Origin of the sequence: Paraburkholderia bryophila (assembly GCF_013409255.1) — a bacterium.
Classification (GTDB): Bacteria; Pseudomonadota; Gammaproteobacteria; order Burkholderiales; family Burkholderiaceae; genus Paraburkholderia.
In genome coordinates this window covers 4,065,243-4,086,031 of record NZ_JACCAS010000001.1, presented here as the reverse complement: position 1 = coordinate 4,086,031, position 20,789 = coordinate 4,065,243, and the positions used below count along the sequence as shown (strand labels likewise).

Below are 20,789 nucleotides of genomic sequence, written 5' to 3'. Positions count from 1 at the left end.
CGGTCGGACACAGGGTAAGGGCCCCGAGGTGACGGATTCACGAGCGCATCTGCGGCACGCTGCCATATCGTCCCTTCTGATTCGACCGATGTTCCGTCGCAAACAACGAGCAAGGTGGCGCCAGTACAGTCGCCCAGGTACACGGCCACTTCTGTCTGCACGAGCGCCTCCCGTTGCGGGTCCGCATTTTCAAACATTTCCCACGTCGCATGCAGTCATCGCATCGTCCCCTTACGCGCCCGCGCAGGCGGTCGCTCATACAGCAAGATTTTTCGACCGACTTGTATTTTTCGACTTATACGCCGACGTCCCGTGCTTACAATTGGAAGCATAGGAATTTGCGTTGTGAGACCTTGGTCGTACTCGGCTGCCAGCGTCCCGTGCGTCACCTCGATTCGTAGCTTTCGAAGCGTTTCCGCCGCGATTGTTTCGAAAGGAGCGGCTGGCGCCAGTTTCCCGGTGAACTTGTTTACTTTCGTTTTCGCATATACGCCCTGACTGACTCGCACTAACGCTCCCGTGCGGACGAGCTTCGCCAGCACGCGACTAAGCTGCGCGGGGCTACCCAATCGCGCCAGCTCTGAGCGCAGTATCACGATGCTGTGGCGCCTGGCGATTGAACGCAGCACGCGCGCTTCAAGTTTCATCGTGTTCTTGACTTGCTTGTACGGCACCTGATTGACGTAACAACCAGTGCCGGTATTTCTCAGCGCTGGACCGATTTCCAAAGCACAATCCGACACCAGCCCATAGAAGACAAGGCCCTATTGTTTGTCGCCGCGCCGCATTCGATGCATGAGGTCCGCGACTGCTGAGTGGTGCTCCCTACTAGCCAGATGAAGCAGCACGGCGAGACCGATTTCTGAAGCCGAATGCGATGGGTCGACGCGCATGCGCGCGATTTTGGCTGCTGGCTGGCCAGTCGCAACCGCTTCTCCGCGTACCCGCCCTACGGAGTCAACGGACACAGTAAAGCGCGCGGCAGCATCTTGCACACACCCTCGCGCGCGCTCAATCAAGCAAGTGACGTTCACTACCCGGGTTCGCTTCGTCGCTCCTTCATGCCTGACTGTCGCTACCGGACCAGCGTCTGATATGAGCTGAGCGCTTTCATAGCGGTGCAATGCGTGATACGCGTCAGCCCATATGTCTGGAGCGCCGCCGTGCTGTATGCAACGGGTGTACAACTCTTGCTCCCACCGTAAATTAGAGCCGAACCGACCGACACACACGCAAATAGCGATGTCCTCGCCCTGCCGAAAAGTTGTGTGGTCTACCGCATAAACCGACATCACTACTCCTGTTGCTTCGCAACCAATTGGTCGCAGCTTCCCTCAGTATCGCCAGCGTGCCTATGCCGGTGACGTCATGATGCGGGGTCTCACTTGACGTTTGCGTCCGGGTTCGGTGACGAAGCGTGGTCTTCGGCTACCGTCTTCGAAATCCATTTGTCAGTGACGTCAACCCAGCTCTCCACCTCATTCTTAGCGCACCACTGCAGCCACACAGCCTGCGCGGCCAAGGAAAACGAGCTGGGCCCCTCAAGGACGTAAAGAGTGTCCGAGCGCGTAAGGCCAAACTGGCCTGTAGGGTTAAACAATTTGATTGCGGAACTCACCCGTCCCCGTCCGTGTGTTGTCCTGCAACCCACGAAATGACAGGACCCAGCAGCCGTTCGCAGGATGCGCCAGTCAAAAAGCTCTACTCTCTGCGACGCTAAGGTGGGGACTACATGCACGACCATTATTCAACTGCCTTACGCGGAGACCATAGCAACACCCCGTACGGACCGACGCCCTCAGCGCACTCCTTTGACGAAATCTTGACCATCCAAGACTTTCCTTTGGACGTTCGTTGAAGAGGTCGACGCGAGCTAACGTCAGATGTCCGGAGGACCAAGCCGTTGCCGGGCGTCGATGCAGCTCAGTTTAGCCAGGCCATGATGAGATGTAAACACAGTAGATTATAAAACAGTAGATTTTCAATCTGTAGATTAGTAAGCTGTAATCGGCGATGCTTCGTCCAACATGGACAAGCTCGAAAAAGCACAAAAAGCTGCTCGCAAACGCCTCTCGGACCACCTAAAGTCGTTCCGGGCGAAGCACAGCATTTCTCAGGAAGAACTTAGCGAACGAGCGGGGTTTCATCGTACCTACGTCAGTCAGCTCGAACGACAAATAATCAACCCAACGCTCGATACCGTGGTGGCGATAGCTGTTGCGCTCGAGGTCGAGTTGACTGATTTGCTTTCCGAGCACGATGGGCCGCCGACGACCCTAAAATTGGGGCGGCGACCCTCTAGAAAGTCGACCTAAAGAGCTCCGGGCCATTCTCCGGGTGGGAAAACCCTCGTGCCACCAGACGACAAAAGTTCGAAGCCAGCGGAAAGATAGAAGCTGAAGAGTCAACGCACTGGGTGGCACGGCTGAACCCATAACGCGACAACATCCTGTCGCCAGCGAAGAAGTTCGCGGTCGTAAAGTTCGGCGCACGGTGGTAACAGCCAGGGTCGGTGTTTTGCTCGCAGGGTGATTGTGCGCAGGGAAAGGCCGAGCACGTCGGCGAGCTCGGTGGCGTCAAGGTAACGGTACGACGGAGATGCGGCGGCTGATTTCATTCAGCCTGTAGGCAACCGCTTTTAGCCTGCCTACAGGCATCAACACGAGGCTACGACAATCGCGAGGATGCGGTCCTTCTGCAACTAGCTGCCCACAAATTCGAATTCGCAGTCGTAGGTCTCGCGCAGATATAACTCGGTGACACCAAGAAGCTCGAGTTGCGCCGGGCTTACTTCGTCTACCTTTACACCCGGCTGAACGACAAAAATCTTCAGAGCGAGACGATTCGCTCGCAGCGACCGGCTTACGGTTGCGAGCGTCGCAAGGTCGCCTCGCTCGAATCGGGTTCTGCCGGTTCGTTGTCGTTTGACCTCACGAAGCTGTAAATGCCTGAACAGTCGCTCAGGCTCTCCCTTCCAAAACACACTGCGCTGTGCCTGTCCACAAACGACGTACAGGTCATCGATGCGGGCACCCGGATTATCTTGCAGCGAATATTTGCAGTGATAGAAGCAAACCTCGATTCGCCCGTTTTGGACATTTACTGCGACAACGTCGGCCATTTCTCCCGAGCCGTCGTCGTCAAAGATGATGTCAAACCGGTTTTCTCCGCTGACCGCAAGCAGCCGGTCTATGACGCGCCGCTGTATCGAGTCCGGCGCCTTAGTGGGACCTTGCGATTCCTTCCTTATGTTGATGCCGTTCCAGTCCCACGAGACAAGTTCCTCACGGGCGAAAGACACACGTCGCTCGGTTGCCGGCAGTTTGTAGGCTTCGTTGAATATGAGCGAAGAGCCGTCGGAGAAGTAGACCGTCGGAGGCTCCGCCCGCCACCAGATTTCTAGCGACTCGCGTTTTCGCCCCGCTGCTACGTAGACCGCACTTCCTTCTACCAGAACGTAGGAAACGTCATTAGCGGCAAAGCGTATCTCGTAAACCGACTCAGCATCCGGCGTTCTCACTCGGATTCTTAATGGGCCTTCCGAAGCGACTGTATCGGGCTGAAGTTCTACTTCAAACAACTTGCTGGTTATGCCAGCGATTTCGATGTCAACCGAATCCTCGCGGCGATGCAGCATCTCTTCGCTCCAGTCGACAGCCAACGGCACTGCGTCAGGTCTCGCCGACACGACCTCAGGTATCACGACATTCTTGAAGATGTCTTCGGTGGAAATATCGGGATTTGTCAGCTTTGCTCCGACCTCGTGGCACCAATCGACCCACTTGGACAAATCGTAGGCAACACGATGCGACCAAAGACGTCCTTTCTGGGAGCAGCCAACCGTAACACGCGCGCCCCGCTCATATCCCCGTCCAAACAGGTTCGACTTTGCTCTGTTTTGGCGCAACGCCAGCGTGAGTGCAGCGCCAACATCTGAGCCGCTGTGCATCGAGAACTGCACAGTCTTACTTATCAGGTGGCGCAGTCCGAGATTCATGATTAGGAATCGGGAAACGCCGTGTAGGGACTTGAATATCTGCTCGCCTCGGATGAGAGTCGCATTAAGTCCACAAACCGCACGTGCAAGCTCTTCGTGAACCGAAGAATTGTCAGAACTGTTAATAAAGAGCAGCCGCTGCTCTTCGCTCCAATGGAGGATAAAGACATTCCACGTCGTGTTTTTAAGGTCTCGTACATCGCCCCAAGGAACTTGCTCCAGGTCCTTCGTGACAAAGACAACTACTTTCTCAGCAACGTTCGTGAATGGACCCGCGTACATCCGTGCGGGCTTGATAGCTTTGGCAATGTTATCGGGAGTCCAGGTGCCCTCGGTCTGATAGACGACTGCACTCATCTTGGGAAAGATGTTTTGCAATGCCACCTTGGGAGCTAGCTCACCAAATCCACCGAGAAATTCCGACCGCCGCACTTCCGCCTCAGTTGCCCCTTCGCTTAATACGCGCAAGAGCTCACCCCACTCCGCATCCTCGGCGTAAAGCGCCTGCAAGTTCTCGGCAACGTCCACATCCGCGATGTTGGCGACAACTGTAGCGTCCCCGATGTTAGTTGCGGAACTCCGGGTGAAACGGCCCGTAAACTGCAACGTAATAGCAAGGCTCTTGTGCATGTCATGCAGCGCTGCGACCTTGAGTTGTGGCAGGTCAAAGCCTTCGCCGAGCATGTCGACGGCCACGATAATCCTGCTCGTTCGGCCACGCAGTGCTCGCAGACTCGCGAGCTTTTCGATATCCGTCTGTTCGCTATGTACTATCTGTGGATTGAGGTCTGGTGCGTGCTGCTTGTAAAGACGATATACCTCGATGGCCCGTGGAATCGAACGGACACGGGCCATCAGTACGTGGTCGAGGTTTGCCTCCACGTCGCTACGTAGCGCCGCCACCGCTTCCTCCATGATGCGCATATCGGCGACGTCGTCGTTGTATTCAACAACCGGGCGAAACCGAATGGGTTTGAAATACTTCTCCGCTTGGGCCCGACTCAGCGGATAGTTGAAAATTACTTTGCCGTCGACGAGCTTGCCGTCTGACCTGAACGGCGTCGCAGTGAACTGCAGAACCGGTTTTTCGCCGAATTCCTTGCGAAACGCGGCCCAGGTAGTTGCGGAAACATGATGAGCCTCGTCGATGAAGACGTGAGTTGCCCACTGCGCGATAGCGGCACGCAATTCCGAGCGGCTATTTGCGGCGATACTCATGGTCGCGACAACCACATTGCACCGATTCAGCATCAAATTAAGCGAGTCGCGGTCTTTCGACATCTTTTTTAGGAGGCCGACGACCGGATATAGGCCTTCGTCGCCGAGCAATCCCAGTTTCTTGAGCCAGCCAAGATTCACGAATTTCCCGCTTACCTGCTCGCGAAGCGCGTCGCTTGGGACCAGAACCAACAGACGTCTAATGCGCTGAGCGACCAACAGCGCAAGCATTGTGTCGGTCTTGCCTGTGCCGGTCGGCATGACCACAGTCGCCGGCTTCGTTGAAACTCGCCAATGCGCGAGCGCCGCGTAAAGGGCGCCCATCTGTGGTGGCCGAAGGCCCGGGTGAATCACGCCTTCGTCGTCTGTCCACTCCTCTTTGAACTGGAAAGAGCTGTTCCAGCTGTCGACAACTTGGCGTGTCCGACTAATGCTGGATTCGATAGATTCCGCGCCGAGGTCAAATACGGGTGGATAAGACCACCGAGTTGGGCGTACCGCCAAGTCCCAGTCCGCGGATGTTTCCGGCAACACTGTCGCGTCTCGAATAACCAGTACGCGGTCTACACCTGGTGGGACAGCAATTGTCTTGGTTGCCACGGCGAGCCTCTCGCCAGCGATGTCATCCAAGAGGACATAATTCTGGGCTCGCCCCTCTGGGGCCGCCACGAAGGCGTCGCTCCTGACGACGTCTCTCGCAAGCTGAATTACCGGGTTACCTTCAATCTTTGCGTGAATTTCATGGACTGCTGGAATTGAGACTTGCGTTTTGTCTGGCACCCGTTGCCCCCTCTCGAATATCTTTATTTTCACCTGTCGCGCTTATCGGCGATTCAGGCAATCGAGAGGATACGCCAAGTTGAAATGACGATGCGTCACTGGGGGCGAGAGCGCAAACAAAAACTAAGGAACAGCGATGGGGACTCCATGCAGCGGGACTCCCATTCACTTCTTTGTGAGAATCGCCTTGATATCACGCAATCTCGCGCGGCCTTCTTCCTGAGGCGTCAGCTGAACGCTGTCGGGAAATTCGACTCCCAAGATTCTCGCTATATTCGAAACGTAGGGTTTTCTATTGCCGGCCAACTGTGCAACAGCGTCGCAAACCGCATCCTCCCCTTTTTTCGACACCAAGTATGAAAGACACCGCTCATCCTTAGGTGTTTCAACCAAGACACCCGTTTTTGCAGCAAGTTTGGAATCCATGGGGAACACTCTCGCATAAGCAACTTCTCAATAATAGTGCCATATCACGCCCCGTCAAACCATCGGTGAGGGAAGGGAAAATATTTCTCATGCACTCGTCTATCAAACGAGCACGTTTGATAGACGCGGTCTTTTGCCCGCAGGCAAGAGACCGCCCAAGCTATAATCACGAATGTGAGCAAGCGTGAACATGAACAACATGAAGTAACAGAACCGGAAATCCCGGCCCCGGCGGCTGGGGCGCGCTGCTGCGCTTCGGCGACCAGGAAAAAGAACTGTTCGGCGGCGAGCCCAACACCACCAACAACCGCATGGAACTGATGGGCGTGATCGGCGCGCTCGAAGCGCTGAAGCGCCCGTGCAAAGCGGTCGTCCACACCGACTCGCAGTACGTGCAGAAAGGCATCAGCGAGTGGATTCACGGCTGGAAGAAGAAAGGCTGGATCACCGCCGCCAAGCAGCCGGTGAAGAACGCCGATCTGTGGAAACGGCTCGACGCGCTCGTCGCGCAACACGAAATCGAATGGCGCTGGGTGCGCGGGCACAATGGGCATCCGGAAAACGAGCGGGCCGATCAACTGGCCAATCGCGGCGTCGCGTCGCTCACGCAGGCGTGACGACGGCTGCGATGCTTGCGTGCTTGCTGAGCGCACGTGCGCCCTTCCCGCCTGATTATTTTCGCGGCAATTTTTTTGAATTCTGAAGCAGGCTAAACCGACATGCGTCAACTCATCCTCGATACCGAAACCACCGGCCTGAATGCGCGCACCGGCGACCGGATTCTCGAACTCGGCTGCGTCGAAATGGTGAACCGCCGGTTGACGGGCAACAACCTGCACTTCTACATCAACCCGGAACGCGACAGCGATCCGGGCGCGCTGGCCGTGCACGGACTGACCACCGAGTTCCTCAGCGACAAGCCGAAGTTCGCCGAGATCGCCGATCAGATTCGCGACTTCATTCAGGACGCGGAACTGATCATTCACAACGCGCCGTTCGACATCGGCTTTCTGGATGCCGAGTTCGCGTTGCTGGGATTGCCGCCGGTCAGAACGTATTGCGGCGAGATCATCGACACCTTGGCGCGCGCCAAGCAGATGTTCCCCGGCAAGCGCAATTCGCTCGATGCGCTGTGCGACCGCTTCGGCGTCAGCAACGCGCACCGTACGCTGCACGGCGCGCTGCTCGACTCGGAACTGCTCGCGGAAGTCTATCTGGCGATGACGCGCGGCCAGGAGAGCCTCGTCATCGACATGCTCGGCGACTCGCACGGCGGTGGCGACGCGAATGCGCCGCGCGTCGCGTTCGAATCGCTCGATCTGGTCGTGGTCGCCGCCAGCGACGACGAACTCGCCGCACACCAGGCGGTGCTCGACGGTCTCGACAAAGCGGTCAAAGGCACGAGCGTTTGGCGCCTCGAACCGACACCGGCCGCGGATGAGCAAACCGCTTAAAAAGTACTAGACGAGCCTTAAGATCCCTGACATAATTCGGCTCTCTTCGGGTGGTTAGCTCAGCGGTAGAGCACTGCCTTCACACGGCAGGGGTCACTGGTTCGATCCCAGTACTACCCACCAGAATTTTGGTGTGTCGATCACCGAAGATAAAAGGGCTTACGCAGCAATGCGTAAGCCCTTTTTCAATTGGTCTCTCGGGTTCGAACGAGACGCTATTTTGAAGCACTCGCATTGCAGGACTTTGCCGTCAACACCGAATCTTCGTACGATTGCGGCGGCCAAATACTGCTGATATAGTTGGTTTTCGGGCAATCGCCCGCTCTTCTTTCTCCACCTCACCAACCTCAGGGAGGCGTCACATGTTCAGCATGCATCTCGCTTTCCTTGCCATGGTTTCGCGAGCGTTCTCGCGACCGTAACGGTCGCCGCGACATCGCTTACGCGGTTTGGCCTGAACAGGCACTCCGCGCAATTTCCAGACAGTCCGTAGTCCCGTTGCCGGTTCGGTTGGGTTCGATTCGAACCGACGCGGATTAACTGTCTCTTCCTTTCGCTTCTGACTGGAACCCCGGTGCGCTCGCGCGCCATCGGGTTGTGGCAATGACTAAAAAGAAACTCGACTTTCGTGGACAAGCCTTCAAGGACGTCCTCGGCTTTACCTTCCTTCACTGGGCGAAGCAGCCTTGGCGCGTCTGCGTCATAACGGTTCTGGTGCTGCTCTCGGCATTGGCCGACGTGCTCACGCCGCTGTTCGCCGGGCGCCTCGTCGACGCCATCGCGTCCGGCTCGGCGCGCGACGCGCTCGCGTGGCAAGCGGCGGTCACGGCCTTCTGCGTGCTCGCGGCGCTGGGTCTCGGCGCCACGCTGCTGCGGCAAGGCGTGTACTTCAACATCATCCGGCTGTCGCTGAGAATGATGAGCGAGATCGCGGCGAATGCGTTTCATCGCGTGCAGCGCTTTTCGACCGACTGGCACGCCAACAGCTTCGCCGGTTCCACGGTGCGCAAGATCACCCGCGGCATGTGGGCGCTCGACCTGCTCAACGACACGCTGTTGATCGCGCTGTTACCGTCCCTGGTGATGCTGATGGGCGCCACCTTCCTGCTCGGCTGGCGCTGGCCGATGATGGGCGCGGTGGTCGGCATCGGCTCGGTGCTGTACATCGCGGTGACCGTGGCGCTGTCGCTCGGCTTCGTCGCGCCGGCCGCGCGTCTCGCGAATGCGTGGGACACGCGCATGGGCGGTGCGCTCGCCGACGCGGTCAGTTGCAACGGCGTGGTGAAAGCGTTCGGCGCGGAAGACCGCGAGGAAGCGCTGCTGGCGCGCGTGATCGACAAGTGGCGTCATCGCACGCGCCGCACGTGGATGCGCGGCACGATCAACGGCGGCGTGCAGGGCGGCATGCTGGTGGCGATCCAGGCGGCGATTCTCGGCGTCGCGCTGCTGCTGTGGGCGCGCGGCGAGGCAGGTGTCGGCGACATCACGTTCGCGCTGACCATGTTCTTCATGCTGCAGGGCTATCTGCGCGAGGTCGGCATGCACATCCGCAATCTGCAGCGCTCGGTCAACGACATGGAAGAACTGGTCTCGCTGGACAGCCAGCCGCTCGGTATCGAAGACCATCCCGGCGCGGGTTCGATCGCGATCGGCAAGGGCGAGATCCGCTTCGAGCACGTCACCTTCCACTACGGCGCGAGCGGCCGGCCGCTGTACGACAACTTCTCCGTGCGCATCGCGCCGGGCGAACGCATCGGACTGGTCGGGCATTCGGGCTCGGGGAAGACGACCTTCATCAAGCTGATCCAGCGGCTCTATGACATTTCGGGCGGCCGGATCACGATCGACGGTCAGGATATCGCCGAGGTGCGGCAAGCGTCGTTGCGTGGCCAGATCGCGATCGTTCAGCAGGAGCCGGTGCTGTTCCACCGGTCGCTGGCGGAGAACATCGCGTATGCACGGCCTGGTGCGAGTCGCGCCGAGATCGAGCGGGCCGCGCGGCTCGCGAGCGCGCACGACTTCATCGCCGAGCTGCCGAACGGCTACGACACGCTGGTCGGTGAACGGGGTGTCAAGCTGTCGGGGGGTGAACGTCAGCGGGTGGCAATTGCACGCGCGTTTCTCGCCGACGCGCCGATCCTGATTCTGGACGAAGCGACGTCGAGCCTCGACAGCGAAAGCGAAGTGCTGATCCAGCGCGCCATGGAGCGGCTGATGACGGGCCGCACCACGCTGGTGGTCGCGCATCGTCTGTCTACCGTGCGGGCGCTCGATCGGTTGCTCGTGCTGGACAAGGGGAAGGTCATCGAGGAAGGCAGTCACGAAACGCTGATCAGGCTCGAGAACGGCCTGTACCGGCGGCTGTTCGAACGCCAGGCGCTGGAGTTGATCAAGGGTCTGGGCGAGTCGGACATCATGCTGGACGGCGCCGGCAGCAGGGCCAGCCGAACCGATGATTCCAGCTTGCTGGTCGGGAAGTAAACTGCAGCAAATGGGTGGGACGTCAGGCAGAAGCCGTCGCTAACCGGCGCTTTATTCTGGCGTTCCACCTACACCCATCACATCAAATCACCTCGCCTCCCCTTGCCTCACACCACGCCCGCCGGCAAGCCAATACCGCGCGCCATGCCGGTCGCCGCAAACACCATCAACACCAGCAGCACCGTCTGAATCACGCTGTAGCGTGCATACGAACGCGCCTTGCGCAGATCCGGCGGCACGCCGTTCCTGACTGCCGCGCGCCAACGTAGCAATGCAAGCATGGAAGGCACTTCGAGGATAAGAATCACCACCAGCAGCGTCATCTTCACGTGGAAGAGCGGCTCGTGGAGGTAGTAGTCGGCGCCCTTCTCGTAACCGCCGAAAGCGCGCATCAAGCCAGTCACGATCAACACCAGCGCAGAAATGCCCCAGCGCGTATCGGCGCGGAACACGGAGCGCAAGGCAGCGGGCACGGCGGCGCGGCGCAACGCCCACGTGCGCCGGAGAATCGACGCGAGCGCAAAACCATAAGCGAGCAGATGAAGGGCGGCAAGCAACCAGCGAACCAGCATGGCGACTCCTGGAAAAGACGCAATACGATCGTTGTACGTCTGACTCGCCCGTCGTGAAGCGCCGGGCGGCATGACTTCATTATCGACTAATGCTGACTTTACGATGCGCACGCTGGCCACGGGTGTGGCCGACTGCACAAAGCTTACGGGATCAAACCTGCCGCAAGGAAGTGTCGAGTGCTCGCGCGGCGACCCGGTCGCCTTCGGTGGTCAACGCGGCGCGGAATACGGTTTGCCGGTTGTGACCCGCGGCGGCCGGCGAATCCCACAGCAATTCGATCTTCGGCCGACGGCCAAAAATGCCACGCGTCATCGCAGGAGCGGCGGCCGATCCAAGCGACGCAGCCGATCCGCCCGGGTCGCCGGCTGCACTGAAGGCCACCACCGGCGTAGGCGTAGGCGTTACGCGGGCGTCCTGCCCCAGCGCCCAGCGCACGGACAATTCGCGCGCGTCGTACTGACCGACCTTGCGACGCTCAGCCCACACGATCACGGTGCGTGTGGCCGGATCGAGCGCGACCGCGTAGCGGCCAATCGCGAAACGGCGCGCGGCGATATTGGTTCGCCACAACGCGCGCGGCCGGCAGATCCACACCACCGCCGCATACAGCGCCGGCGCGACGAGCAGCCAGCCGTTGGTGGAAGCCACCGCTTGCGCCGCGCGCCGCCAGCCGGCGCTCGCCGCAAATGCCCCGACCGACCAGACCGCAAACAGCAAACCGAGGAAAGCGAACAGACGCACTGCTTGCCGCAGCCATTGCGGCAACGGATGAAGCGGTCGCTCGGCCACGGCGCGCGCACCGGGCAGAAAGATCAGCAGGAACAGGAACACCAGGTTGATACACGCCCATGGCGACGACACCATCGCCGACAACGACGCGCCCAGGTCCATCTGCGCCATCGAAAAAAGCCAGCGAGCCAGCAGCACGAGACCGACGGCGCGCAACGCGAAAATCGTTCCGGCGCCAGGCGCCGCGTTCGCACGCGTCTCTTTCGTTCTCGCCAAGGCATCCTCCTGTCGTCGGCGGCGCCGCAGCCAAATTTGCGGCACGGCCATTATAGGGATATTACGGAGAGTGGCTCATTCTTACCGCCCCGAAAACCCCACTTTCCACCGCTTGTCGCAAAAAACGCGGCGCGCATGCAACAACGCCCCGCGAGCGGTTAGCGCGCGAGGCGTTGTGGGTGGCTTCGGCGTGCCTGAAGCACGCTGGCGGCCGGTCTGTCTGGATGACGAGCGCCTTGCCGATGCCTTATCTGCCAGGCATTAATCGGCTACCCGCGAGTCACCGCGGGCCGCCCGCCAGCCATTAGCTGGCGTTGACTTCGCGCAGCACCGAGCGATGCTTCTGACGCAGCAGTTCTTCGTACGTGGCGACGTAGTTCTTCGCCATGACCTTCGACGAGAAGCGCGATTCGAACGCCTTGCGCACGTTGGCGCGCGGCAGCGTGTGCAGGCGCTTGACCGCCGCGACCGCGCTGATTTCGTCTTCGACGACAAAGCCCGACACGCCGTTCTCGATCACTTCCGGCACCGAACCGCGATTGAACGCGATCACCGGCGTGCCGCATGCCATCGCTTCGATCATGACCAGACCGAAGGGCTCCGGCCAGTCGATCGGGAACACCAGTGCATGCGCGTTGCCGAGGAACTCACGCTTTTCGGTCTCGCCGATTTCGCCGATGTACTCGACGTGCGGGAGCGCCATCAGCGGCTTGATCACTTCTTCGTAATAGGCACGGTCGGCCTTGTCGATCTTGGCGGCGACCTTGAGCTTCATGCCTGCCTGGCCGGCGATGCGGATCGCGCGGTCGAGGCCCTTCTCCGGCGAAACGCGGCCGAGGAAAGCGAGGTAGCCCGGCTCAACGTCGGGGATCGGCGTGAGCACGTTTTCCGGCAGGCCGTGATACACGGTTTGCAACCAGTTAGCCTGTTGCAGCGGAATACGCTGGTTGTCCGAAATCGACACCACCGGCACGTCGCTGAACGTGTTGAAGACCGGCTGCAGTTCCGGCAGATCCAGACGGCCGTGCAGCGTGGTCAGGAACGGCACCGGCTGACGCGCGAACAACGAGAACGGGTAATAGTCGATGTGGAAATGCAGCACGTCGAATTCGTCCGCGCGGCGGCGCACTTCTTCGAGCAGCAGCATGTGCGGCGCCATCACGTCGCGGATCGTCGGGTCGAGGCGCAGCGCCTGCGGCCAGAAGGCTTCGAGCTTTGCCGAGGTGATGGAATCGCCGCTCGCAAAGAGCGTGACGTCGTGGCCCTGCTCGACCAGCGCTTCAGTCAGGTAGGACACCACGCGTTCCGTCCCGCCGTACAGCTTGGGAGGAACCGCCTCGTGCAACGGAGCGATTTGAGCGATTCGCATAATGAAAGTCCTCGTAAAAAATCAGGCAAAGATACTGCGTTTGTTAAAAGCGACTCGCTTGCTCGCCAGGGCAGTCTGGCCGGGATCGCCGGCGCGGGCCTGATTCTTTCGAGAAATCCTGCGATGGATCGCTTGGGGTAGTGAGCCCAGACCAGTGGGTCACCGTCTGCGCCTGTGCCGGTAAACGCACCCGCACCCGCTACGTTGACAAACTGTCAGATATTTCATGGGCCTACGAAGCATGCATTATCGATGCCGGGCATCTCGCTGCACCACAACATTTCAAAGTCTTTACGTTGTTACACACGCGAAACACTTTGCAAACCCTTGTTTTCTATGACAGTTCTACAGTGGCAACTGGTTTGCGGGATAAACCGACTGACCGGCCCCGCGAGGCTCTGCGTCAACTTTGCCGGCAAGCGTTGAAGAAATGCCGCAGCGCGGTTGAATGCAATTTGTAATTATATCTCGAAATTTTCCGCAACTTGCGTGAACCACTGAGCGGTTCTCGGGGTCGAGCACCAGTAGGTTGCGGAGGTCTATCGCGAAATCAGTCGCGTCAACGCCCGGATACACAGGGCGCAATCGCTTTTGCATGTTTACAATGCGAAGCATCGGCCTCGCGGCAACAGTTTTTTCCGTCTGGCCCGCGCATTGCATGCACAACCCGACTCACATCGACCTACTCACGATCAATTGGAACATTTAACCATTGCCCAGCGTAACGCCGAAAACGCAAAGCTCGCGAGCTTTGCGCACCGGCCGCTTGCGTTTCTCTTCCGCTTTATCCGCCGCCATCCGCTCGCGCACGCGATCGTCCTGTGCAGCGTGTTTGCGGCCGTGGGCTGTGCGCTCGCTTCGCAATACGCGATCAAACATCTGATCGACGTGCTCGGCGAAGGCCGGCACCATCCGGGTCCGCTGTGGGGCGCGTTCGCGATCCTGGTCGGCCTGATCGCCGCGGACAACCTGTTGTGGCGGGTCGGCGGCTGGGTCGCCGCGCATACGTTCGTCGCCGTGACGGGCGATCTGCGGCGCGATCTGTTCCAGTATCTGAGCGGCCACTCGCCTAGCTATTACGCCGAGAAGCAGCCCGGCATGCTCGCCAGCCGCATCACGGCCACCTCGAACGCGGTCTACACCGCCGAGAACACCACCGCTTGGAACGTGCTGCCGCCGTGCATCGCGGTGCTCGGCGCGATCGTCATGATCACCGCGGTGAATCCGCTGATGGCGGGCGGCCTGATGCTGTGCTCGGCGATTCTGTCGGTCGTGCTGTACAAACTGGCTGGGCGCGGCTCGGCGCGGCATCACCATTTCGCGACCAAGGCGGCTTCGGTGGACGGCGAGCTGGTCGACGTGATCAGCAACATGGGTCTCGTGCGCGCCTTCGGCATGACGTTTCGCGAGCAGCAACGATTCGGCGCGACGGTCAAGGCGGAGATGGACGCCCGCCAGCAGAGCCTGCTGTATCTGGAAAAGCTGCGCCTGCTGCACGCGGTGATCACCGCGCTGCTGTCGGCGGGCTTGCTGGGCTGGGCGCTGTGGCTGTGGGATCAGGGCAAGGCGACCTCGGGCGACATCGTGCTCGTCAGTTCGCTCGGCTTCACGATTCTGCACGGCACGCGCGATCTGGCCGTGGCGCTGGTCGACGTGACGCAGCATGTCGCGCGTCTGGCGGAAGCGGTGCGCACGCTGCTCGAACCGCACGGCATGCCGGACCGCGACGGCGCGTCCGAACTCGTGCCGCAAGGCGGCCGCATCGCGTTCGAAGGCGTGACGTTCGCCTATCCGCGCCGCCGGCCGATTCTCGATCACTTCGATCTGCATATCCAGCCGGGTCAACGAGTCGGTCTGATCGGCAAATCGGGCGCGGGCAAATCCACCGTGCTGGCGCTGCTGCAACGGTTCTATGAAACCCAAGGCGGCGCGATCAAGATCGACGGTCAGGACATCGCCACGATTTCCCAGGACAGCTTGCGCCACGCGATCGCGCTGGTGCCGCAGGATATTTCGCTGTTCCATCGCTCGGTGTACGAGAACATTGCTTATGGCCGCCCCGAGGCGACGCGCGAAGAAGTGCTGGCGGCCGCGCGCGAAGCGCGTTGCGCCGACTTCATCGAAGCGATGCCGGAAGGCTACGACACGATCGTCGGCGACCGTGGCGTGAAGCTGTCCGGCGGGCAGCGTCAACGGATCGCGATTGCGCGGGCCATCCTGAAGAACGCGCCGATCCTGCTGCTCGACGAAGCGACGTCGGCGCTCGACAGCGCATCGGAAGAGGCGATCCAGAAAGCGCTCGACCGGCTGATGGTGGGCCGCACCGTGGTCGCGATCGCGCACCGGCTGTCCACGCTGAACAACTTCGACCGGATCATCGTGATGAGCGCCGGCAAGGTGATCGACGACGGCAGTCCCGAAGAGCTGCGCCAACGTCCGGGCCTGTATCGCGATCTGCTCGCGAAGCAATATGGCAAGGGCACGACGCTGCATGTCGGCGGTAAGAAGGTGGACGAACAGCACGTGGTTTGAAGCCACGCGCGCTGAAGCTACCAGGCGTCAAACCTGGTCGCAGACGTCACCCTCACCTTCACCGCAGCCCGCCGATAAAAAAGCCGCTCAACATTCGAGCGGCTTTTTTTACACCACACGCCTCAAACCAGGCGCCACTGAAAGCACCCTATCCAGCCAAAGCACTCGCCGCCTTCTTCCCCGTCGCGGCGCGCTTCTTCCCATTACCGGTGCGCTTCGCACCATCCACACCCTGCAGATCGCGCATGAAGTTATCGCGCCACACCGACACATTGTTCTCGCGCAACTGCACCATCATGTCGCGATGACGCGCCTGACGCTCGGCGAGCGGCATCTCGAGCGCTCTCGCCAGCGCCTCGGCCATACCGTCGATATCGACCGGATTGACGATCAGCGCGCCGTCCAACTCCTGCGCGGCGCCCGCGAAACGCGACAGCACCAGCACGCCCGGATTCTCCGGATCCTGCGCCGACACGTATTCCTTGGCGACGAGGTTCATGCCGTCGCGCAGCGGCGTCACATAGCCGACGTGCGCGGTACGGAATAGCGCGGCCAGCACCGAGCGCTCGTACTGTTTGTGGATGTACAGAATCGGCGTCCAGTCGAGTTCGGCGAAACGTCCGTTGATCCGCCCCGACTCGCCTTCCAGTTGCAGCCGAATGTCCTGATACGCGTGGAGGTCGGCGCGCGTCGGCGGCGCGATCTGCAGGAACGACACCTTGTTCCGTTGCCCGGTGTGGTGTTCGAGCAGCCGCTCGAATGCGCGAAACCGCTCGACCAGCCCCTTCGAATAATCGAGCCGGTCCACGCTCATGATCAGCTTGCGCGAATGCAGCGTCGCTTTCATCGTGCGTACCGGTTTGCCGCGCTCGCCCGCTTTCGCAAGTTCGGCGATCTCGTCCGGATAGACGCCGATCGGATAAGCCGCCGCGCGCAGTGTGCGGCCGAACGCATGAATCGTCGACGGACCGCTAGCCGATACATCGACCGAACCGTTCGCCTCGTTGACGATGTAATCGCAGAACGCGCGCAGATCCGGCGCCGTCTGGAAGCCGAGCAGGTCGAACGAACAGAGCGCTTCGACCAGTTCGCGATGCGGCGGCACCGCCAGCAACACCTGCGAAGCCGGAAACGGAATATGCAGAAAGAAGCCGATGCGGTTCTTCACGCCGGCCGCGCGCAGCGCCTGCGCGAACGGGATCAGGTGATAGTCGTGCACCCAGATCACGTCGTCGTCGCGCAGCAGCGGCACGAGTTGCTGCGCGAGCCACGCGTTGACGCGGCAGTACCCTTCGAAATCATGCCGGTCGTACTGCACCAGGTCAGCGCGGTAGTGAAACGCCGGCCACAGCGTCGCGTTCGAGAAGCCGCGATAGTACTGATCGTAGTCGCGCCGCATCAGCGCGATGGTCGCGAAAGTCACCGGACCGCGCTCTTCGACCTTGATCTGCGGCTGGCCCGAGCTGAGCACGTCGCCGCTCCAGCCGAACCACATGCCGCCGGTTTCCTTCAGCGCGTCGTACACGCCGACGGCCAGACCGCCCGCCGCCGGACCGCCCTCCGAGATCGGCGCAACCCGGTTCGATACGATGATCAGTCGACTCATGAAGCGCGATTCCCGAAGCAATACGTTGAGTTTTTCAAACGATGCGGCGCGGCTCTCATGCTGCGCGAGCCGCCGTGACGATAACGGCGAGCCAGTCAAGCAGCACCGGCACCGAGTCGATGCGCGTGTGCGCCAGCGTCTCGCCCGCGCCGACCTTGATCGACAGCCCGGCGCGCTCGTTGACGACGGCGAAGCCTTTCTCGTCGGTCAGGTCGTCACCGGCGAACACCGGCCGGCGGCCGACGAACGGCGGTTCGTCGAGAAACGCGCGCATCGCGCGGCCCTTGTCGACGTCTTTCGGTTTGATTTCGTAGACCATCTTGCCCGGCTGCAGCACGTAGGCGCCGGGGTAATCGGCCACCAGCCGCTCGGTCGCCTCGCGCGCAACCGGCTCGCGGTCCGGCGCATTGCGGTAGTGCAGCGCGAGCGCCGCGCCCTTGATCTCGAGCAGCATGCCGGGATGCTCGTTGACGACCTGCGCGAGCACCTGCTCCATGCGCAGCAACCGCTCGTCGTGGAAGCCGATCCGCTGCGTGTCGCCGTTCGCGTCGCGCCGTTCGGCGCCGTGCAAACCGGCAATCGGCAGATCGGGCATGCCGAGAAAGCCGTCGATACTGTCGATGCCGCGCCCCGACACGATCGCGACCGCGCCGTTCGTCAGACTGCGCAGCTCGGCGAGTAGCGTGATCACGCGGGGCTCCACCAGCACGCCATCCGGCGTGGGCGCGAGTTCGACCAGCGTGCCATCGAAATCGAAGAAAAATGCCGTCTCGCTCGGAGACAGAACAGCCGGAAGTGCTTGCATCGGAGTGTTTTGCCTTTCAGCCTTTTGCGGCCGGAAAAGTGTGCGCATCTTACCGCGCATCGGTCAATTTTTCGAGAAAGTAAGCCAGGACACAAGCCCAGCCGGGCGGCGCGCCCCAAGGTGTCAGCCGATCGCGTTCAAAAGCCGAACATTCCGGCTTCAGCGAGCTTTCAGCCGGCTGCGTCAAATTGCCTCGCAAACGGCGCGCCCGCGGGCGGTGCGCGGCGTCGACGATGATTTTGCGATACAGTCGCTGCCACGCGGATCATGGCCGCCGCCACGCTGTTGTGCGCGCCATGACGGGCCACGCGCACTGTGTGTGGATCGAGCGGCGCCGTTCAGAGGCAGCCCCGGAGACAACCGGCCAACCCATCTTGCAGACGACGCCGCGCGCCGCTCAACAGGCACATCATGCGCCGCTCTTCAATCGAGTCATTGAACCCTGCTTTGTTCCCGATCCTCTCCTCCCGACAGTCGCCACCGGCCCATGCGCCGCGCCTTCAGCCCCGGTTCGCGCGACGGCTCGCGCTGAGTGTCGTGCTTGCCGCCGGCGCGCTCACGTCGCTGGCCGGTTGCACGCATCGCGCCGAAACATGGCAACTGACCGATGTGACCGGCCATCTGCCGGACCTCGATTTCAAGCTCACCGGCGACGACGGCCGTCCCGTGACCGGCGAGTCGTTCAAAGGCCGCACCTCGCTCGTCTACTTCGGCTACACGCATTGTCCGGACGTCTGCCCTGAAACGATGGGCCGCCTGATGCAGGTGCTCGCCAAACTCGGGCCCGATGCGCAGAAGGTGCGCATTCTGTTCATCACCGTCGATCCCGCGCGCGACACGCCGCAGGCCTTGCGCGACTACGTCGGCGCATTCGACGCGAAGCATGCCGAAGGGCTGACCGGCACCGACTGGCAGATCGAGTCGCTCGCCAAGCGCTACCGGGTCGCGTATCAGATGGAAAAGCGCGATCCCAACGGCGGCTATGAAGTGACCCACAGCTCCGCCGTCTACGTGTTCGACCAGCAAGGCCACGCGCGCCTGCTCGCCACCGATCACGACACCCCCGACGCGATCGCGCAGGACCTGCGCCGTATCGTCGACGACCGTTCCTGACTTTTCCCGAGATCATTCATGTCGATCAAGTTCAAACCATCCGCCTCGTTAGCCGCCGCCCTCACGCTCACGCTCGGTTTCGCCTTCGCTCCCGTCGCGCAAGCCGCCGGTGCCGACGCACGGGCAATCAGCGTGAAGAACGCCTGGGTCCGCTGGTTGCCGAACAACCTGCCCGCCGCCGGCTACGCGACGCTGGTCAACGCGAGCGATAAACCCGTGGATCTCGTCGATATTTCGAGCGCCGATTACGGCGACGCGATGCTGCATCAGACCGTGTCGAACGGTTCGTCGCAGAAAATGGTGATGGTCGACAAACTGACGGTGCCGGCGCACGGCCAGGTCGCGATCTCGCCCGGCGGCTATCACGTGATGCTCGAAAATGCGAAGCACAAGGTCGCGCCGGGCGACACGGTGCATCTGACGCTGAAGTTCTCCGACGGCGAAACGCTCGACACGCCGTTTGCCGTCAAGTCGCCCGCCCAAACCAACTAGCACGCTGCGATGAATCTGCTCTACTGGCTCGATCCATGGGAGTTTTCGCCGACCGTCGTGATCGCGCTGCTGATTCCGGCGATCCTGTTCGTGCGCGGCGCGCACAAGGCGAAGGTGTCGATCCGCCGGCGTCTGTCGTTCTGGTTCGGGCTGGTGGCGTTGTACGTCGCGCTGCATACTCGGCTCGATTATTTCTTCGAGCATGAGTTCTTCATGCATCGCGCGCAGCATCTGGTGCTGCATCATCTCGGGCCGTTCTTCATCGCGCTGTCGTATCCGGGCGCCGCGTTGCGTGCGGGGATTCCGTTCCGCTGGCGGCAACGTTTCGTGCGGCCCGCGCTGGCGACGCCGCTGGTGCGCCGGACGCTCGACGTCGTGATGCATCCGGTGGTCGCGGTCACGCTGTTCGTCGGGCTGATTTACTTCTGGTTGATGTCGCCGGTTCATTTCGTCGCGATGCTCGACTGGCGGCTTTATCGCGTGATGAACTGGAGCATGGTGATCGACGGCCTGCTGTTCTGGTGGCTCGTGCTCGATCCGCGTCCGGCGCCGCCGGCGCGGCTGTCGCCGGGCAAGCGCGTTCTCGTGGTGATCGCCGCGATTCCGCCGCAGATCATGCTCGGCGCGTTCATCTTCTTTACGCCGCGCGAGCTGTATCCGATCTATTCGATCTGCGGTCGCGCGTTCACCTGGTTGAGCCCGATGCGCGATCAGCAGATCGGCGGGCTGCTGCTGTGGATTCCGGGTTCGATGATGAGCGTGATCGGCGCGCTGATCGCGTTGCGTCACTGGATGCGGCTGTCGGCGCGTGGACGGTTGCGCAATGAACGTCGCGTAACGGTGGCACAGGGGTCGACGCCGCCGGGCGCGTCGGCGTCGGCGAGCGGTAGTCAGTAGTGAGACTGGACGAACTGCTGGGGTTTGACGGCGGCTGCGCG

Annotated in this window: 15 protein-coding genes, 1 tRNA gene and 1 pseudogene; 9 read left to right on the top strand and 8 right to left on the bottom strand. The window is 61.1% G+C overall.

Translation table 11 applies throughout. The annotated features are described in order from the left end of the window. Positions 1-215: 215 nt before the first annotated feature. Entirely contained in the window at positions 216-647 is a 432-nt protein-coding gene (locus GGD40_RS36960) for a DUF6088 family protein (RefSeq protein WP_221303937.1), read from the bottom strand. 1,380 nt (positions 648-2,027) lie between these two features. Between GGD40_RS36960 and GGD40_RS18355 the strand changes: the two genes are divergently transcribed. Next, positions 2,028-2,315: a helix-turn-helix domain-containing protein gene (locus tag GGD40_RS18355; protein WP_179744464.1), complete on the top strand. Its 288-nt coding sequence runs from the start codon at positions 2,028-2,030 to the stop codon at positions 2,313-2,315. Between the two features lie 386 nt (positions 2,316-2,701). On the opposite strand, the gene GGD40_RS18350 is transcribed toward GGD40_RS18355, so the two are convergent. Both GGD40_RS18350 and GGD40_RS18345 read right to left on the bottom strand, forming a co-directional pair. Next, a complete protein-coding gene (locus GGD40_RS18350) occupies positions 2,702-5,845 on the bottom strand; it encodes a DEAD/DEAH box helicase (RefSeq protein ID WP_179744463.1) in 3,144 nt (1,047 codons plus the stop codon). A 315-nt stretch (positions 5,846-6,160) separates the two neighbouring features. Continuing rightward, positions 6,161-6,421, bottom strand: a complete 261-nt coding sequence (locus GGD40_RS18345) for a hypothetical protein (RefSeq protein ID WP_179744462.1) — start codon at positions 6,419-6,421, stop codon at positions 6,161-6,163. 215 nt (positions 6,422-6,636) lie between these two features. On the opposite strand from GGD40_RS18345, the pseudogene rnhA reads away from it, so the two are divergent. From rnhA to GGD40_RS18325, 4 genes and pseudogenes are all read left to right on the top strand, one after another. Continuing rightward, positions 6,637-7,038: pseudogene (gene rnhA, locus GGD40_RS18340) on the top strand (ribonuclease HI); the annotation flags it as partial. A gap of 102 nt (positions 7,039-7,140) precedes the next feature. Next, the gene (gene dnaQ / locus GGD40_RS18335) at positions 7,141-7,875 is read left to right on the top strand and encodes a DNA polymerase III subunit epsilon (RefSeq protein ID WP_179744461.1); all 735 of its coding nucleotides are present in this window, start codon (positions 7,141-7,143) and stop codon (positions 7,873-7,875) included. A gap of 48 nt (positions 7,876-7,923) precedes the next feature. After that, a tRNA-Val gene (locus GGD40_RS18330) sits at positions 7,924-7,998 on the top strand. A 480-nt stretch (positions 7,999-8,478) separates the two neighbouring features. Then, positions 8,479-10,356, top strand: coding sequence for an ABC transporter ATP-binding protein (locus GGD40_RS18325; RefSeq protein WP_179744460.1), 1,878 nt, complete (start codon positions 8,479-8,481; stop codon positions 10,354-10,356). Positions 10,357-10,463: 107 nt separating this feature from the next. Here the strand turns inward: GGD40_RS18325 and GGD40_RS18320 are convergent, their stop codons facing one another. The 3 genes from GGD40_RS18320 to GGD40_RS18310 form a co-directional block, all read right to left on the bottom strand. Continuing rightward, positions 10,464-10,928, bottom strand: a complete 465-nt coding sequence (locus GGD40_RS18320; RefSeq protein WP_179703551.1) for a DUF2214 family protein — start codon at positions 10,926-10,928, stop codon at positions 10,464-10,466. A 151-nt stretch (positions 10,929-11,079) separates the two neighbouring features. Further along, positions 11,080-11,934 carry a hypothetical protein gene (locus tag GGD40_RS18315; protein WP_179703550.1) on the bottom strand — a complete coding sequence of 285 codons (855 nt, stop codon included), beginning with the start codon at positions 11,932-11,934 and terminating at the stop codon, positions 11,080-11,082. 304 nt (positions 11,935-12,238) lie between these two features. Then, positions 12,239-13,303: a glycosyltransferase family 4 protein gene (locus GGD40_RS18310; protein WP_179703549.1), complete on the bottom strand. Its 1,065-nt coding sequence runs from the start codon at positions 13,301-13,303 to the stop codon at positions 12,239-12,241. A gap of 696 nt (positions 13,304-13,999) precedes the next feature. Here GGD40_RS18310 and GGD40_RS18305 point away from each other — a divergent pair. Next, entirely contained in the window at positions 14,000-15,835 is a 1,836-nt protein-coding gene (locus tag GGD40_RS18305; RefSeq protein ID WP_179703548.1) for an ABC transporter ATP-binding protein, read from the top strand. A 148-nt stretch (positions 15,836-15,983) separates the two neighbouring features. Here the strand turns inward: GGD40_RS18305 and otsA are convergent, their stop codons facing one another. Together otsA and otsB are read right to left on the bottom strand one after the other, a co-directional pair. Then, complete coding sequence (gene otsA, locus GGD40_RS18300; RefSeq protein ID WP_179703547.1) at positions 15,984-17,441, bottom strand: alpha,alpha-trehalose-phosphate synthase (UDP-forming); 1,458 nt, start codon at positions 17,439-17,441, stop codon at positions 15,984-15,986. A gap of 55 nt (positions 17,442-17,496) precedes the next feature. Beyond that, positions 17,497-18,246, bottom strand: coding sequence for a trehalose-phosphatase (gene otsB, locus GGD40_RS18295; RefSeq protein WP_179744459.1), 750 nt, complete (start codon positions 18,244-18,246; stop codon positions 17,497-17,499). Between the two features lie 411 nt (positions 18,247-18,657). Between otsB and GGD40_RS18290 the strand changes: the two genes are divergently transcribed. From GGD40_RS18290 to GGD40_RS18280, 3 genes are read left to right on the top strand one after another with little or no spacing between them, the layout of a single operon-like run. After that, entirely contained in the window at positions 18,658-19,359 is a 702-nt protein-coding gene (locus GGD40_RS18290; RefSeq protein WP_179744458.1) for an SCO family protein, read from the top strand. Between the two features lie 18 nt (positions 19,360-19,377). After that, on the top strand, positions 19,378-19,851 hold the full coding sequence (locus GGD40_RS18285) for a copper chaperone PCu(A)C (RefSeq protein ID WP_179744457.1): 474 nt from the start codon (positions 19,378-19,380) through the stop codon (positions 19,849-19,851). Between the two features lie 9 nt (positions 19,852-19,860). Continuing rightward, positions 19,861-20,748: a cytochrome c oxidase assembly protein gene (locus GGD40_RS18280; protein ID WP_179744456.1), complete on the top strand. Its 888-nt coding sequence runs from the start codon at positions 19,861-19,863 to the stop codon at positions 20,746-20,748. Positions 20,749-20,789: the final 41 nt, after the last annotated feature.